Origin of the sequence: Acidovorax sp. K2F, from assembly GCF_025246485.1 — a bacterium.
Classification (GTDB): Bacteria; Pseudomonadota; Gammaproteobacteria; order Burkholderiales; family Burkholderiaceae_C; genus Acidovorax; species Acidovorax delafieldii.
Genome location: NZ_JAOBSQ010000051.1, coordinates 360,701 through 374,874 on the forward strand (window position 1 = coordinate 360,701; position 14,174 = coordinate 374,874).

Below are 14,174 nucleotides of genomic sequence, written 5' to 3' on the forward strand. Positions count from 1 at the left end.
TCGGGCTCTGCGTTGTGGCACACCGAATGCTTCCACTGTATGCAAGGTCCCAGCACCGGTAGCCGGATATTGCTCGAAGAATGAATATGGACACCCACACGCTGATCGACAACGGCATCCTGAAGCAGCATCTGATCGACCCAGAGATCTGCATTCGCTGCAACACCTGCGAGGCCACCTGTCCGGTCAACGCGATCACGCACGACGACAACAACTACGTGGTGCGAGCCGATGTGTGCAACGGCTGCATGGCCTGCATCTCGCCCTGCCCCACGGGTTCCATCGACAACTGGCGTGCGGTGCCAGTGGCCCGTGCCTACACCGTTGAGGAACAGTTCAGCTGGGAAGAACTACCGGGCGAGCTTGCCCCCCATGAACTGGTCGCAGCAGGCGGAGAGCCCGCCACAGAGGTAACGGCGCTGCAGCAAGCCCCCGAAGCGCCTGCTGAGCCGGGCACGCAGGTTTTTCGCTCCGCCCAGTACGGAGCCACGGTACCGCCCTGGTCTGCAGCCCATCCCTACACCAATCTTTTTCCGCCCAAAAACCCGACCACAGCCACCGTGGTCGGCAACTTCAATTGCACCGAGGTGGGTTTTGAGAGCGAGACCCACCATGTGGTGCTCGATTTCGGCAGCATGCCGTTCCCCGTGCTGGAAGGGCAATCGATTGGCATCATCCCGCCGGGCGCCGATGCGCTGGGCAAACCCCACCACGCGCGCCAATACTCGGTGGCCAGCCCGCGCAACGGCGAACGCCCCGGCTACAACAACCTGGCGCTGACCGTGAAGCGCGTGACCGTGGACCACGATGGCAACCCTGTGCGAGGCGTTGCCTCCAACTATGTTTGCGATCTGAAGGTGGGCGACAAGGTGCAGGTGGTGGGGCCGTTCGGCAGTAGCTTCCTCATGCCCAACCACCCGCGATCGCACATCGTGATGATCTGCACCGGCACCGGCAGCGCTCCCATGCGCGCCATGACCGAGTGGCGGCGCAGGCTACGCAACAGCGGCAAGTTTGAGGGCGGCAAGCTCCTGCTGTTCTTCGGCGCACGCACGCAGCAGGAACTGCCCTACTTCGGCCCCCTGCAAAGCCTGCCCAAGGATTTCATCGACATCAACCTGGCTTTCTCCCGCACGCCCGGGCAGCCCAAGCGCTATGTGCAAGACCTGATGCGCGAGCGCGCCGCCGACCTGCTGGCCCTGCTGCGCGATGACAACAGCCACTTCTACGTCTGCGGCCTCAAGGGGATGGAAGAAGGCGTGGTGATGGCGCTGCGTGACATCGCCCAGGAGGCGGGGCTGAGCTGGGACGCCCTGGGTGGGACGCTTCAGCGCGAAGGGCGACTGCATCTGGAGACGTACTGAGGCGGGAATGGCATCGGCCCGAGCCAAACTCAAGCCATGGCGCCCCCCAAAAAAAGCCCATTGGCCGGGCCTCGGGCGCTGCATGGAGCCCTTTCCCTTGTGTAACAGCTGCAACGCCAGAGGCTGACTGGCAGACTGGTCTGTCGTTCCTGCGAAAATAGCGGGCTTTGCCTTCGGGAGGACTCCTTCCCCCAATGCACGCGCCGCCGGACCGTCCCGCTCGGCCGTGCCCACCCAGTGCACAGCCTTCACGGGATGACCCAACACCACCGACTCAACAGCTCACGCCTCGTGGTCCTGCTCCAGCAATGGACGCGGGAAGCCAGCGAGCGGGCCGCGCCTCCGCTACCAGCAGCCAAGCCCCCCGATGTGGCAGAGCAGCTGAGCCTATGGCTGGGAACCGTGGACGCCGTCCAGCTCAGCCGGGCGCTGCACGCGATCGAGAACCTGCCATCGCAGGCAGCGACTGCACAGCACCCGGCAATGGCGCTGAACATGACGGTACTCGCCGGCCTGGTAGCGAAGGTTCAGGCCGACCTCGAAGTGCAGCTGGCCACGAGGCCCACTGCACCCAAGCCACTGCGAGCCCGGGCGGACAACACCCCCGTGGAACTGCCCGACCCGAGGGTGGACAAGGATTTCGCCACCCACGCGCCACGCTATCTGGACCTGCAAAAGCAGATGGAGCTGCGGCTGCAGCCCCTGCGGGCACAGTTGCGCCAGGCGATCGCACAAGGCTCCCCCAGATTGCGCCAGGTGGCGGCGCTGGACGCCGTGATGGAGCGCATGTTGGCACCGCGTGAACAACGGCTGTGGGCCTTGCTACCCGCGCACCTGGAGCGCCGTATGGCGCACCGCCACCGGCAACACCAGCACAGGCTGACCACCCAAGGGTTGACCGATGAGCCTGCGCGCTGGCGGCAGGCCGGAGGCTGGCTGTGGGCCTTCGAGCGCGACATGCAGGCCCTACTTGCCGCAGAGCTGCAAACGCGCATGGAACCGATCACGGGACTGCTGGAAGCAGCACAGAACGACACAACAGGACAACAGGAATGAACAAGAGTGTGATGACAGCCATCTTCGCTGCGGGCCTTGCAGCCGCTGGCTGGGTGGGCTGGGGTTTTGTGGGCCACAGCCCGCTGGCACTGGCAATGACGGTGATGATCGCCGCCACCTACCTGCTGGGAGCTTGGGAGCTGATGCGCTATCGCGCGGCCACCGCCTCGCTGACGCGTGCGCTAGAGGCCCATCAAGAGCCCCCTGCCCTGGATGCCTGGCTGGAAAGCCTCGACCCCGCACTGCGCCACCCGGTTCGCCAACGTATCGAAGGAGAGCGTGTAGCCCTGCCTGGCACTGCACTCACGCCTTACCTGGTGGGGCTGCTGGTCATGCTGGGCATGCTGGGCACCTTCGTGGGCATGGTGGTGACATTCCACGGCGCCGTGTTCGCCCTGGAGGCCTCAGGCAACCTGGAATCCATCCGCAATGCACTGGCTGCGCCCATCAAGGGGCTGGGTCTGTCGTTCGGCACGTCCGTCGCGGGGGTCGCCACATCGGCCGCACTCGGCCTGTTGTCCGCCCTGAGCCGCCGAGAGAGGCTGCAGGCGGTGCGCCAGCTAGATGCGCGCATCCCCACGCTGTTCCGTGCCTTCTCGTCCGCCCAACGGCGTGAGGACACCTTGCTGGCCCTGCAAGCGCAGGCCCAGGCCCTGCCGCTGATTGCCGATCGCCTGCAAGCCATGATGGAAGGACTGGAGCGCCGCCACAGCCAGCTCAACGACCAGCTGCTGGCGCAACAGCAGGGGTTTCATCAAGAGGCCTCTGCCGCGTACACCAAATTGGCGCAGTCCGTAGGTACATCGCTGCAAGACAGCCTGAGCACCAGTGCCCAGCAGGCCACCGCCGCCATACGCCCGGTGGTGGAACAGGCCATGGCGACGCTGGCACAAGAGTCCCAGCGCACCCACGAGCGGCTGCGAGAGCACACAGGCCAGCAGCTGCAAAGCCTCAGTGCGCAATGGGAGGGCACAGCACGCAAGGTGGCCGACACCTGGGCCCAGGCGCTCGACCAGCAGTCGAACACACAGGGCACGCTGATCACCCAGTTTGAGGTTGCAGTGCAAAAGTTCACGCAGACTTTCGACGAACGATCGAAAACGCTGGTGGACTCCCTGCACGTATCGGCTGCACAGCAACAGGCTGCCCAGGCGGAGTCCGACCAGCGGCGACTGCAAGGCTGGGAGCACTCCATGCAGGACATGGCTCGCAACCTGGCCAGCGAATGGCATCAAGCGGGCAACCAGACGCTGGCCCAGCAGCAGGAGGTGGGCCAGGCCTTGGAGCGCACCGCACAGCAGATGGACCGGCAATTGCAAGCCACCACCCAGGCATTTGCACAACAGGCCGAAGCCCTGGTCACCACACTACAGGCCACGGTAGCCGAAGCCCACGGTGCGCAGCGCGCTGCGGATACGCAGCGGCTCGCCGACTGGACGCAGTCCATGCACCAGATGGCCCAGAAACTCAGCGGCGAATGGCAAAGCGCGGGGGCACAAACTGCCGAACAGCACCAGACAACCGGCGCGGCACTCGCCCAAGCAGCCCAGCAGCTGGAGCACCGCCTGCAGTCAGCCAACAACGCATTTGAAGAACGCTCCGAGGCTTTGCTGGCTGCATTGCAAAGCACCGTCACCGATGCTCAGCAGGCGCAGCGCGACGCCGATGCGCAACGGCTGGCAGGCTGGAGCCAGTCCCTGGAGAGACTGGCCCACACGCTCAGCGCTGAATGGCAGCGCGCAGCCACACAGACCGTGGAACAACAGCGCGCCCTGATGCAGACCCTGGAAGACACCGCCACGCAAGTGAGTCTGCGACTGAACGCCCAGGTGGACCGTACATTGGGCAGCGCCTCCGCGCTGATGGAGCAATCCGACGCCCTGCTGCGCACACGCATCGACAACGAAGCGCAATGGGTGCAAGCCCAGGGTCAACGCATGGATGCGCTGACCCTGGTGTGGCGCGAGGAACTGACCACCCTGCGCGATGCAGAAGCCGCGCGCGGACAGGCGGCAGTGGACCGCCTGGATACTCTGCAAGCCGCCGTGGCAGAGCACCTGGCCACCCTGGGCGCTGCGCTGGAAGCCCCCCTCACGCGCCTGCTGCAGACCGCCTCCGACGTGCCGCAAGCGGCGGCCGAAGTCATTACCCAGTTGCGGCAGGAAATGACACGCCTGGGCGAACGCGACAACCTCGCACTGGCCGAGCGCACGGCCATGACACAGCAGCTGGGCAGCCTGCTGCAATCCGTGAACGAAGCCGCTGTGCAGCAGCGCGCGGCCATTGAAGCACTGGTGGGTTCCGCCGCCGAGGTGCTCGAACAGGCGGGCCAGCAGTTTGCACAGGCCCTGGGCGCACAGGCGGGCAAGGTGGACGAAGTGGCAGCGCAGGTCGCGGCCAGCGCCATCGAGTTGTCCAGCCTGGGGGAATCCTTCCAGCACGGCGTCGGCCTGTTCAGCGCCAGCAACGAGAAGCTCGTGGAGAGCCTGCAAGGCATGGAGGACGCCCTTCGCGAGTCCATGGGCCGCAGCGACGAACAGCTGGCGTACTACGTGGCGCAGGCCCGCGAGGTGATTGACCTGAGCATCAGCGCACAACAAGGCATCGTGGAAGACCTGCGTCGACTGCATGGCAAGGCCACGGCAGAACAAGGGGTGCCCGCGTGACCGGCGTGGACGACACCCTGGATGATGCTACCGACCAGACGGCACCGGTGTGGGCCGTCTTCGGCGATCTGATGGCGGGGCTGCTGGGTGCGTTTGTACTGATCCTCGTGGGCGTGCTGGTGGTGCAGATCGACCTGGTGACCAGCCTTCAGCAGGAAGTGCAAAAGCGCCAGATGGAAGAGCAGCGGCGCATGGCGCTTGAGAAGGCCCTGGCCATTCCGCTGGCCAGCGGGCGCGTGACGGTGAACAACGGGCGCATTGGTATCAGCGGCAGCGTGCTGTTTGCCACCGGTTCGGACGAACTGCGTGCCGAGGGACGGCAACTGCTCAAGAGTCTGGTTCAGCCGTTGGGGGTTTACTTGCGGGAGCGCGACGAAATGCTGATGGTCAGCGGCTTCACCGACAACACCGCGCTGCTGCGCGGCAGCCAGAAGCGTTTTGCGGACAACCTGGAGCTGTCAGCCCAGCGTGCACTCACCGTGACCCGGGCTCTGATTGACGAAGGCATGCCATCGTCCCAGGTGTTCGCCGCAGCCTTTGGCGCCGAACAACCCGTGGCTGACAACAGCGACGAAAAAGGCCGTGCACAAAACCGCCGGGTGGAGATGGCCCCAGTCCCCAAGGCCGCCAACCCCCGGTCCACCGAGTCTCCCCGCGCACCATGACAGATCCCCGTCTGGAGGCATTGCGTGCAGTGGGCGCGCACCACAACGACCCCGCGCGTTTTCACTACCTGGAGATCCTGGCGCGCCGCCTGCCTAGCCAATCAGCGGCCGTGCAGCGGCTGTTGGCGCACAAGCTCGATACGGCGCTGGCGAGCTACCCCGAAAGCCCGCCCCACACACCTCCATCACAGGGCAACCAACGCCCCGCCCCTGCAGCATCTGCGCTGGCACAACTGAACCAAACCCTGGGAACCCCTCGGCGCAGCATCGCCAGGGACGACCCCTTTGCGATGGACAGCGCTCCATTGCCCGCGCTCAAAAGCGTGCGCCATTTCAGCGAGGTCTGGTCGCACATCGCCGCCGAGCAGCAGGTGGTGCAGGCCCTGCACAGGGGGCCTGAGAACGCCGGGCCACTCAACGCCCACAAGCTGATGCTGCGCTCACTGAACCTGATGCGCTCCCTGTCCCCCGACTATCTGCGCCATTTCATGGCGCAAATGGACACCTTACTGTGGCTGGATCAGGCAAGCACCCGAGCCACAAGCCCCGCTCCGCGTTCGGTGCGCAAGACACGCAACAAGCCATAGACCGATAGATCCGCAGGCCTGCAGCCAGGGCACAAACCACTGCTGTGTAGTCCCCGGCCCAACACCCGGGGCGATGGAAACTGACGCTTCGGCGCCTCCAACCGCTGACGCGAAACGTCACAGTACGTGGACCAGCCATTGTTTTCAAAACTGGAACAGTTAGTTTGCGACTGAGTGGTTTTTCCCTGAACACCATCGGCGTACAGTTCATCCCATCGATGAGCCGAACCCGCAAGGCGACTCACCGAACCCGGTTCAGGAATGGTTTTTGACCCGGCTTTTTTGAGACGCTTTTTTAGCTTTTAAGGATTTTCATCATGAACAAGACCGCCCGTTTCCTCTCCGTCGCCGCTGTTGCCGCTTTCGCCGCCTTTGGCGCCCATGCCGATGAAGCCGATGGCTCGCAATTTGCCCTGAAGTTCGACACCAACCGCACCCGCGCTGAAGTGGCTGCCGAAGCTGTTGTCGAAGCCCGCACCCACAACATGGAACCCGCAGGCTCGCGTGTGGTGACCTATAAGTCCACCGCCGACCGCGCTGCCGTGCGTGCCCAAGCTGCCGAAGCCGTGCGCACCGGCCAGATCCCTCACGGCGAATTCAGCGCCATGTAATTTGGCAGACCAACTGCTCGGGTTGGATTGAAGCAGTTGCGGGACTTCCCATGGCGGTGGCACTTCGCGCGGTGCGGGTGCTGTTGCCATGGGGAGTGTTTTAGACAAGCACTCACTCCCGCACTGATCAAGCAAACGGGGCTCCCATTGGGAGCCCTTTTTGTTGCGTGCGAACACAAGCAAAACGTCGAACGCCTGTTGCATCTCCAAGCCGAAAGCCTTCGTGTTATCGCGAAAAACGAGCGCTCGCTACGCGGTCCCGGCCTTCAATGCCGCGCGTCGTTCCGCAAACTGCGCAGCCCACTCGGATACCTGCATAAAGCTGGGGTCCGAACGCACCACACGCTCCGTCTGGGCCCAGATGGCTTCGTCATCCTGATCCAGGTCCAAAGGATCACCGTGGGGCTGGCTCACGTACCAAGGAGTGTCCAGATAAACCTCCACAGTGTTGTCTTCCGGGTCCATGCAGTAAATGGATATCGCATTCCCGTGGTTAAGCCCACGCATCTTCGACGCGCCCAGTGCCAACGCGCGGCGACGCGCCTCGCGCAGATGATCAATGGTCTGGACCTTGAAGGACAGCTGCATCACGGTGCTCGGTGCATCTTCACCCCGCCCTCCAGCCAGCACCAACTGGTGGTGCTGATCACCACGCCCGCTCAGAAACACGATCTCGAAGCGAAAGGTCACGCCCTCGCCACGATCCGTCTCCTGCATGTCGAACACTCCGGTATAGAAAGCCTTCATCACCTCCAGGTCACGGCAAAAAATGCCACAGTGAGCGAGATTGGCGGTATAGGGTGGATTCACGTTGCAAGACTCCATGGGTTCAGGGAATGAGGACCAGCTTGCCCAGCGTGCCGCCGGTGTCCAACAGCTCATGAGCCTGACGAACCTCTGCCAGTGACATGCGCATGGCACGCGGTGCACGCACCTGGCCACTCGCCATGAGCGCAATGGCTTGCTCCATCAAGCCGCGGCGCTGAGCCACATCGGCATCAACCGCGTGAATGGAGAAGGTGCGTATCGCCAGACTCTTGGCGAGCAGTTTGCGAAGCTCATCGAACACATCACTCGATGGTGGGCCTGCAAGGATGTTGTACGACACCGCCATGCCTGAGGGGGCCAGCGACCGCAGACAGGCGATAAACAGCGCCGCACCCACATGATCAAAAGCGAGGTCGACGCCACGTCCCCCAGTGAGCTCCATGACGCGTTGCGGCAGGGCCTGCACGTCGCCATCAACAAGATCGCTGACTCCGTTTTCCAAGGCGAACTGGCGTTTTTCCGGGGTTGATGCAGTACCGATGACGCGCAGGCCTCGCGAGCGCGCCACCTGTGCCAGCGCGGTGGCAACCCCACCTGCTGCACCGGGAATCAGGATCGCTTTAGCGGGTAGATTGCCGTTGCTGGCCAGTAGCGCCAGTGCGAGCTGGAAGTTACCGAGACTCACCGCGTCCTCGAACGCAATGCTCTCAGGCAGCACAAATGGCACAACTTCGGGCACGCAGATCGCCTGCACGTAGCAGCCCCCGCGCTGTGGCAACTCTCGTGCACTGACCAGCACGCGGTCACCCACAGACAGGCGGGTGACGCCCTCACCGATGGCATCGATGACCCCGGACAGCTCATTGCCGGGCACCGCGGGCAGTGGGGGCATCCACTTGTAAGTACCGTTGCGAATCAGAACGTCCGGCCCACCTGCGCCTATGGCATGAGCCCGGACGCGTACCTGACCCGGTCCGGGATGAGGTAGAGGGATGTCCACCAAAGACAGAACCTCCGGACCACCCGTGACCTGGAGCTGCACGGCCTTCATCGTGCCAGTGGAAGAAGTCGCCATGTCTAACCTCAGCGCTGGCCGTCGTGTACAGACACCTGCTCGCGCGTCAGGCCGCCCAGGCGCGAGTGGACGCGTCCGCCATCGGCCATCACCAGTGCGAAAAGGATTTCGTCGGGGCGGGGCGCGTCCTGGATCCCCACCTCGGCACTGTTGAAATGGCTGCGGACATAGGCCGCATGGATGTAATGCAGTGGCACCATCAAGCGGTAGCCCGTAGCGGCCACGGCCTTCGCCGACGGCACGATGGCTTTGGGTTCACCCAGCACTTGTCGCATTGCCCAGCCCCCCGCTTCATGCCAGACGGCGCCATGCTCCAACTCGCCATTCACGCCGACGATGGCTGCCTTGCTATAGGCCTGTACTTTTTCCTTGCCCAGCGTAGCCACCAGCTCTTCAGCGAGCATCGTACCGAGGGTGCGCAGCTCGGCCATGAAGGGCAGCAGATCTGGCTCATAGCGGCCAGCGTAAGGATTGCGAATCACAGCGCAAGCAGAAGCGATGCGCAGCGGCGTGTCTACCGGTGGTCCGCCCTCGTGGTACACCGTTTCAATGGTCAGGCTGCGTTTGCGGATAGCGATCAAGTTCATTCAAAAGTCCTTCGACAAGGTGATTGGAGTCATTGTTTGGGAATCTTGGCATCAGCCACTACCTGCTGCCATTTTTCGATCTCGTGGCTCACCATGACCTTCATTTCCTCGGGCGTGCTACCGCGCGCTTCGCCGCCCATGTCCTCCAAACGCTGCCGTACTGCAGGCGCCTGTAGCGCACGAAGCACCTCCGCATTGAGGCGATCAACGATCGGTCGGGGTGTTCCTGCGGGCGCCAGAAGGCCGGCCCACGAGCGCACGTCATAGCCCGTCACACCTTGCTCCACGACGGTGGGAACGTTTGGCAGGCCTGCCCACCGTTGGGGGCCGGTGGTTGCGATGGCGCGCAGCTTCCCCGCCTGGATGTTGGTCAATACCGCGGTCGGCGGAGCGATGATGAATGGCACATCGCCTGCCAGCAGCGCCGTGATCGATGCAGCATCGCCCCGATAAGGAACGTGCAAAAGATTGACTCGAGCCATCTTGGCCAGCAGCTCGCCCGCCAGATGGTGGGTTGAGCCCACGCCCGCAGTCCCGTAGCCAACCGATCCCGGTGTGGCCTGCGCGTTTGCGATGACTTCACGCAGGCTCTGGACTTTCGAATTGGCGTTGACAACCACCAGGAACGGAAAGAAGGTGATCGTGGAAACCATCTCGAAGTCCGCAACTGACTTGTAGGGGAGCGTGTTGTAGAGAGCGCCCGCCACCGCATGCCCCCCGGTGGCGAGCAGCAACGTGTATCCGTCGGGCTTTGCCCGCGCTACCGTGGTGGCGGCGATGGTGCCGCCAGCTCCAGACTGTGCCTCCACCACCACGGCCTGGCCCAAGGCTTTGGCCATCTCTGCGCCCACAGCGCGGGCGATGGCGTCCGCATTTCCACCAGGAGCGAACCCCTGATAGAGCTTGATCGCTCGCTCGGGATAGGCTTGGGCCAGGGCCGGCAGCGCCGGCCATCCAAGAGCGGCCGCGCTGCAGGCGGCCAGGACGTGTCTTCTTTGCATGGTGTTTGTCTCCGTGGGCGGCGGCCGCGTGGGGCCTTGCTCTACCCTTGCAGGGTCTGGATGGAAGATCGAACGGGTAAATGGCGCCAGACGATGGTCAGCCCTGCGCAACCACTGGATTGCGCAGCACGCCGATGGCTTCAATCTCCACTTCCACGACGTCGCCAGGTTTCATGAACTGCGGCGGCTTCTTGCTCCAGCCCACGCCGGCAGGAGTGCCAGTGATGATCACGTCACCGGGGACCAACGTAAAAATGGTGGAGGCATACGCAATCAGGCGGGGGATCGAAAAAATCATGTGCCCTGTATGGCTGGACTGCACCACAACGCCGTTCAGACGCGTCTCCAGCTTGAGTTCGCGACCAGGCGCGATCTCGTCTGCAGTCACCATCCAGGGACCGAAAGCACCAGTGGATTCGAAGTTTTTGCCGGAGGCGATCTGCTTGGCATGGAACTGCCACTCACGCACGCTGGCATCGTTGTAGCAGCTATAGCCTGCAATGTGCGCCCAGGCGTCCGCCTCGCTGATGTCACGACCTTCCTTACCAATCACTACGGCCAGCTCGCCTTCCCAATCCAGCGACTCCGAAACATGGGGGCGGACGATCGGCCCTTGATGTGGTGTCTGTGAACGCCACACGCGCAAGAAGATCGGCGGCTGCTCGGACAGCTCGCGCTGCATGCCAGCAGCGAGCACCTCCTGGTGGTGATCCATGTAGTTGCGCACCGCGCAGACAATTTTTTCGGGGCGAGGAATCACCGGCAGGAACGTCACTTCGGCCAACTTTGCGTCGGCCTTGAGATCTGCCACCAACGCATCCCGGCGCGCGAAGTCCGGGCTTGCGATGAAGCCAGCCAGCGTGGCATGGCCGGTTTGGATCGCCAGTTCGGCAACACCTTCACCGAGGACGGCACCCCAGGTTTCACGGCCGGCGATTGAGTAGGACATCAGTTTCATGGGTTTCCTAGAAAAGGGATGAAAGAGGAATCTGAGAAGGCACAACGATCAGAGCTTGGACTTCTGGATCTTCTAATCTAGTGCATGAATGTATTTTTATGCATAAAATACAAATTATGCGTAGTGGTTTATACCGAGCGATTTGAGGGAACTTGCTTGGCCCCTTGCGCAAGAAGAGGCACTTGCAGACAACGGAAATGGGGAACTCAGAAGCGAAAAAGCCCACATGCGCGATGCATGCGGGCTCTGCACCACGCGAGTCGGGTGCGACCAGGAATGAGGAGGGGCAGGGCTGCCCAGGAACCGGCGAAATGCCTGTATCTAGACCATGCTCTGGCTCGCAATGGCAGTGGAGGGTCAGCCTCCCTGACCGTGCTCCAGCTTGCTCAGCACCGAGAGCACATTGCGCTCGGTACTCAAGATGTGCTCTTGCAAGAGTGCACAGGCGGTATCTGCATCGCGCCGCAGCGTAGCGTCCATGAGCTTACGGTGCTCGCTGGATTTGTGCTTAAAGGTCTTGCGAAAGCGCGCTGAAAACCGCCGGTAGCGCTCCGCCTGGTCGAAGAGGCTTGCACTCCAAGTCCGCAGGCGCTCTGATGGACTGGCTGAAATCAGTGCCATGTGAAAGGCAGTGTGCACGTCCGTCCACCCTTGGTCCAAAACGACCGGACCATCGCTAAGTCGGCCTTCTACCTTCTCCAAGCGGTGAAATGCCCCCACTACTTGCGCCTCCCACACGTCATCACCGTGGGCAATCGATTCGCGCAGCGCCTGAACGTCAAGCATCACACGCATGCGCGTGATGTCGCCCAAGTCCTCTGCAGAAATCGCCGTTACACGAAACCCTCGCCGTTCATCTGCCCGGATCAACCCCTCCTGGGCCAGACGACTCAGCGCCTCCCGCAAAGGACTGCTGGAAAAGCCGTAGGCAGCTTGCAGTTCATCGAGCTTGAGCTTGGCGCCTGGACCGTAGGTGCCATTCAACACATCCCTGCGCAATTGCGCGAAGGCCTGATCCACCAGGGGCGGGGTGCGAGGGGATGTGTCTGTTTTGTACATGTTTTGAATTTTATGCATAAACTCCAGGCATTGAAAGAACGAAAGAATCTCAATGAACACCAACCAGATGACACGTCCTATCCGCCTCCTCGCCATCTCCGGAAGCCTCCGCCGCGCGTCGCACAGCACTGCCGTGCTGCGAAGCCTCCAGCCGCTGCTACCTTCTGGAACCACACTGGAGTTGTTCCCTCTCGACGAGATCCCCATGTACAACGCAGATCTGGATGGGGAGCAACCACCGCCTCCAGTCGTCCAGCTCAAGAACGCCATTGAACATGCGGATGGCCTGGTACTGTGTTCTCCTGAGTACAACTACGGCATACCCGGGGTACTCAAGAACGCGATTGACTGGGCTTCGCGGCCGGGATTTGCATCTCCTCTCAAGGGCAAGCCCGCGCTCATCATGACGGCGTCGCCAGGCACGGCAGGGGGAGTGCGGGCACAGGCCCAAATTCGTGATGCTTTGGCAGCCACACTGGCACGCCCCTTGGTGCGGCAGCACATCGCCATTGCTGGAGTCGCCGCGCGCATACAAGACGGTCACTTAGTGGACAAGCCTACTCTGGATATCATCCAAACAGGATTGCACGAGCTGGTCGAGGAGATCCGGTGGATCGCCGCGCGCAGCCAACAAGTCTGAGACAGAAGTCGCTAATAAGGCCGGGTTTTAGCGGCCAGTGCCGATAGGGCTGGACTCGGCACCCAATCTTTGAATATGTGCCGGGTCACCCGAATGGAGTTCGCTCATGAAGATCACCGTCTCAACTGTGGTTGCCGCACCGTTGAAAGAAGTCTGGCGGGCATACACAACACCCGAAGACATCAAACAATGGAATACAGCATCCCCAGACTGGCACACGACCACGTCGTCGGTGGATCTACGGCCAGGTGGCAAGTTCTCCTCTCGCATGGAGGCGAAGGACGGCTCATTCGGGTTCGACTTTGCAGGTGAATACACCAAGGCTGTACCGTGCCAGCTCATCGAATATGCCTTCGGAGATCGAGCAGGACTGGTTGAGTTCAACGAGGGCACGGACGAAGTCAAAGTTACGGTCACATTCGACGGGGAGCAAACGCACTCCGAAGAGCAGCAGCGAGCCGGCTGGCAGGCTATCCTGGACAACTTTTCTCGCCACGTGGTCGCAAAGCTGGCGCCGCAATAGCGGCCAGCTCGCGGAGCCTCTTGCCCGTACATGCGACCTGCCCGAGGTCCGCATGCGCGCCGCACTGCAGTCAGTGGCCGTGTTCGACCACCCCGACCGCAGCCAGCGCGGTCGCACCATCACGCATGCACACTACTTTGATTTGGGAGATGCGCCCTTCCCGGTGGTGCAGGCCGATGACGATGCTGCGCTGGTGCAGTGGAGCCGCATCGACCAGCTGGCAGGCCTGGAAGAGGAATTCTTCGAAGACCACTTCCACATGCTGGACCACTTTCTGGGGCTGACGAAGCTGGACTGATCCGTTCCACCCGTTTTTGCATCCAAACGGGCTCAAGCGCTACGGAATCATGTCTCTGCAGCTATATTTTGTATAGCACCAGGGATTCTCTGCACGAATCGAGCGGTCCGTGGGCGCTGCGGATCAGGATGGGCTGTAAGGCGCAAGACGCAGCAATAGCCGCAGCTATGGCGAGTACTTGCAACGCGGCAGACCGCCCGAGGCCGCAGATGCACACGGCGCGGTGATTCGTGCAGAGGATCCCTAGGTACCAGCCCGCTCCAGCATGGCGTGCAGCAGCACGTTGCACCCGGCCTCGATGTGCTCGGGTTTCGCA

At 62.5% G+C, this 14,174-nt stretch carries 14 protein-coding genes and 1 pseudogene; 9 read left to right on the plus strand and 6 right to left on the minus strand.

Annotation, left to right across the window (positions count from 1 at the left end; all coding sequences use genetic code 11):
• The first annotated feature begins 86 nt into the window (after positions 1 to 86).
• The 6 genes from boxA (at position 87) to N4G42_RS20505 (ending at position 6,949) form a co-directional block, all read left to right on the plus strand.
• Positions 87 to 1,364, plus strand: a complete 1,278-nt coding sequence (gene boxA / locus N4G42_RS20480) for a benzoyl-CoA 2,3-epoxidase subunit BoxA (RefSeq protein ID WP_260668500.1) — start codon at positions 87 to 89, stop codon at positions 1,362 to 1,364.
• A gap of 255 nt (positions 1,365 to 1,619) precedes the next feature.
• Positions 1,620 to 2,420 carry a DUF3348 domain-containing protein gene (locus tag N4G42_RS20485; RefSeq protein WP_260668501.1) on the plus strand — a complete coding sequence of 267 codons (801 nt, stop codon included), beginning with the start codon at positions 1,620 to 1,622 and terminating at the stop codon, positions 2,418 to 2,420.
• A complete protein-coding gene (locus N4G42_RS20490; protein ID WP_260668502.1) occupies positions 2,417 to 5,086 on the plus strand; it encodes a DUF802 domain-containing protein in 2,670 nt (889 codons plus the stop codon). Before N4G42_RS20485 ends, N4G42_RS20490 begins: the two co-directional genes overlap by 4 nt.
• Positions 5,083 to 5,751 carry an OmpA family protein gene (locus tag N4G42_RS20495; protein WP_099729277.1) on the plus strand — a complete coding sequence of 223 codons (669 nt, stop codon included), beginning with the start codon at positions 5,083 to 5,085 and terminating at the stop codon, positions 5,749 to 5,751. The genes N4G42_RS20490 and N4G42_RS20495 overlap by 4 nt, the downstream gene beginning before the upstream one ends.
• Complete coding sequence (locus N4G42_RS20500) at positions 5,748 to 6,338, plus strand: DUF2894 domain-containing protein (RefSeq protein ID WP_260668503.1); 591 nt, start codon at positions 5,748 to 5,750, stop codon at positions 6,336 to 6,338. Before N4G42_RS20495 ends, N4G42_RS20500 begins: the two co-directional genes overlap by 4 nt.
• 317 nt (positions 6,339 to 6,655) lie before the next feature.
• A complete protein-coding gene (locus N4G42_RS20505; RefSeq protein ID WP_260668504.1) occupies positions 6,656 to 6,949 on the plus strand; it encodes a DUF4148 domain-containing protein in 294 nt (97 codons plus the stop codon).
• A 249-nt stretch (positions 6,950 to 7,198) separates the two neighbouring features.
• Here N4G42_RS20505 and N4G42_RS20510 read toward each other — a convergent pair whose 3' ends face one another.
• The 6 genes from N4G42_RS20510 to N4G42_RS20535 all read right to left on the minus strand — a co-directional run bounded on the left by N4G42_RS20510 (position 7,199) and on the right by N4G42_RS20535 (position 12,415).
• A complete protein-coding gene (locus N4G42_RS20510) occupies positions 7,199 to 7,759 on the minus strand; it encodes a VOC family protein (protein WP_260668505.1) in 561 nt (186 codons plus the stop codon).
• A 19-nt stretch (positions 7,760 to 7,778) separates the two neighbouring features.
• The gene (locus N4G42_RS20515) at positions 7,779 to 8,792 is read right to left on the minus strand and encodes a zinc-dependent alcohol dehydrogenase family protein (RefSeq protein ID WP_260668506.1); all 1,014 of its coding nucleotides are present in this window, start codon (positions 8,790 to 8,792) and stop codon (positions 7,779 to 7,781) included.
• Positions 8,793 to 8,800: 8 nt separating this feature from the next.
• Positions 8,801 to 9,379, minus strand: a complete 579-nt coding sequence (locus N4G42_RS20520) for an amino acid synthesis family protein (protein ID WP_056066523.1) — start codon at positions 9,377 to 9,379, stop codon at positions 8,801 to 8,803.
• 29 nt (positions 9,380 to 9,408) lie between these two features.
• Positions 9,409 to 10,380, minus strand: coding sequence for a Bug family tripartite tricarboxylate transporter substrate binding protein (locus tag N4G42_RS20525; protein ID WP_116747962.1), 972 nt, complete (start codon positions 10,378 to 10,380; stop codon positions 9,409 to 9,411).
• A gap of 97 nt (positions 10,381 to 10,477) precedes the next feature.
• A complete protein-coding gene (locus N4G42_RS20530; protein ID WP_260668508.1) occupies positions 10,478 to 11,338 on the minus strand; it encodes a fumarylacetoacetate hydrolase family protein in 861 nt (286 codons plus the stop codon).
• Positions 11,339 to 11,695: 357 nt separating this feature from the next.
• Positions 11,696 to 12,415, minus strand: coding sequence for a GntR family transcriptional regulator (locus tag N4G42_RS20535; RefSeq protein ID WP_260668517.1), 720 nt, complete (start codon positions 12,413 to 12,415; stop codon positions 11,696 to 11,698).
• 34 nt (positions 12,416 to 12,449) lie between these two features.
• Between N4G42_RS20535 and N4G42_RS20540 the strand changes: the two genes are divergently transcribed.
• From N4G42_RS20540 to N4G42_RS20550, 3 genes and pseudogenes are all read left to right on the plus strand, one after another.
• The gene (locus tag N4G42_RS20540) at positions 12,450 to 13,037 is read left to right on the plus strand and encodes an NADPH-dependent FMN reductase (protein WP_056746965.1); all 588 of its coding nucleotides are present in this window, start codon (positions 12,450 to 12,452) and stop codon (positions 13,035 to 13,037) included.
• 106 nt (positions 13,038 to 13,143) lie between these two features.
• The gene (locus N4G42_RS20545; protein ID WP_260668509.1) at positions 13,144 to 13,560 is read left to right on the plus strand and encodes an SRPBCC domain-containing protein; all 417 of its coding nucleotides are present in this window, start codon (positions 13,144 to 13,146) and stop codon (positions 13,558 to 13,560) included.
• 31 nt (positions 13,561 to 13,591) lie between these two features.
• Positions 13,592 to 13,858: pseudogene (locus N4G42_RS20550) on the plus strand (cytidyltransferase); the annotation flags it as partial.
• Positions 13,859 to 14,174 lie beyond the last annotated feature (316 nt).

Bases quoted from the DNA above. Each gene is read 5' to 3' on its own strand.
- boxA (WP_260668500.1), top strand. From the start codon at position 87: ATGGACACCCACACGCTGATCGACAACGGCATCCTGAAGCAGCATCTG.
- N4G42_RS20485 (WP_260668501.1), top strand. From the start codon at position 1,620: ATGACCCAACACCACCGACTCAACAGCTCACGCCTCGTGGTCCTGCTC.
- N4G42_RS20490 (WP_260668502.1), top strand. From the start codon at position 2,417: ATGAACAAGAGTGTGATGACAGCCATCTTCGCTGCGGGCCTTGCAGCC.
- N4G42_RS20500 (WP_260668503.1), top strand. From the start codon at position 5,748: ATGACAGATCCCCGTCTGGAGGCATTGCGTGCAGTGGGCGCGCACCAC.
- N4G42_RS20505 (WP_260668504.1), top strand. From the start codon at position 6,656: ATGAACAAGACCGCCCGTTTCCTCTCCGTCGCCGCTGTTGCCGCTTTC.
- N4G42_RS20515 (WP_260668506.1), bottom strand. From the start codon at position 8,792: ATGGCGACTTCTTCCACTGGCACGATGAAGGCCGTGCAGCTCCAGGTC.
- N4G42_RS20520 (WP_056066523.1), bottom strand. From the start codon at position 9,379: ATGAACTTGATCGCTATCCGCAAACGCAGCCTGACCATTGAAACGGTG.
- N4G42_RS20525 (WP_116747962.1), bottom strand. From the start codon at position 10,380: ATGCAAAGAAGACACGTCCTGGCCGCCTGCAGCGCGGCCGCTCTTGGA.
- N4G42_RS20530 (WP_260668508.1), bottom strand. From the start codon at position 11,338: ATGAAACTGATGTCCTACTCAATCGCCGGCCGTGAAACCTGGGGTGCC.
- N4G42_RS20535 (WP_260668517.1), bottom strand. From the start codon at position 12,415: ATGCATAAAATTCAAAACATGTACAAAACAGACACATCCCCTCGCACC.
- N4G42_RS20540 (WP_056746965.1), top strand. From the start codon at position 12,450: ATGAACACCAACCAGATGACACGTCCTATCCGCCTCCTCGCCATCTCC.
- N4G42_RS20545 (WP_260668509.1), top strand. From the start codon at position 13,144: ATGAAGATCACCGTCTCAACTGTGGTTGCCGCACCGTTGAAAGAAGTC.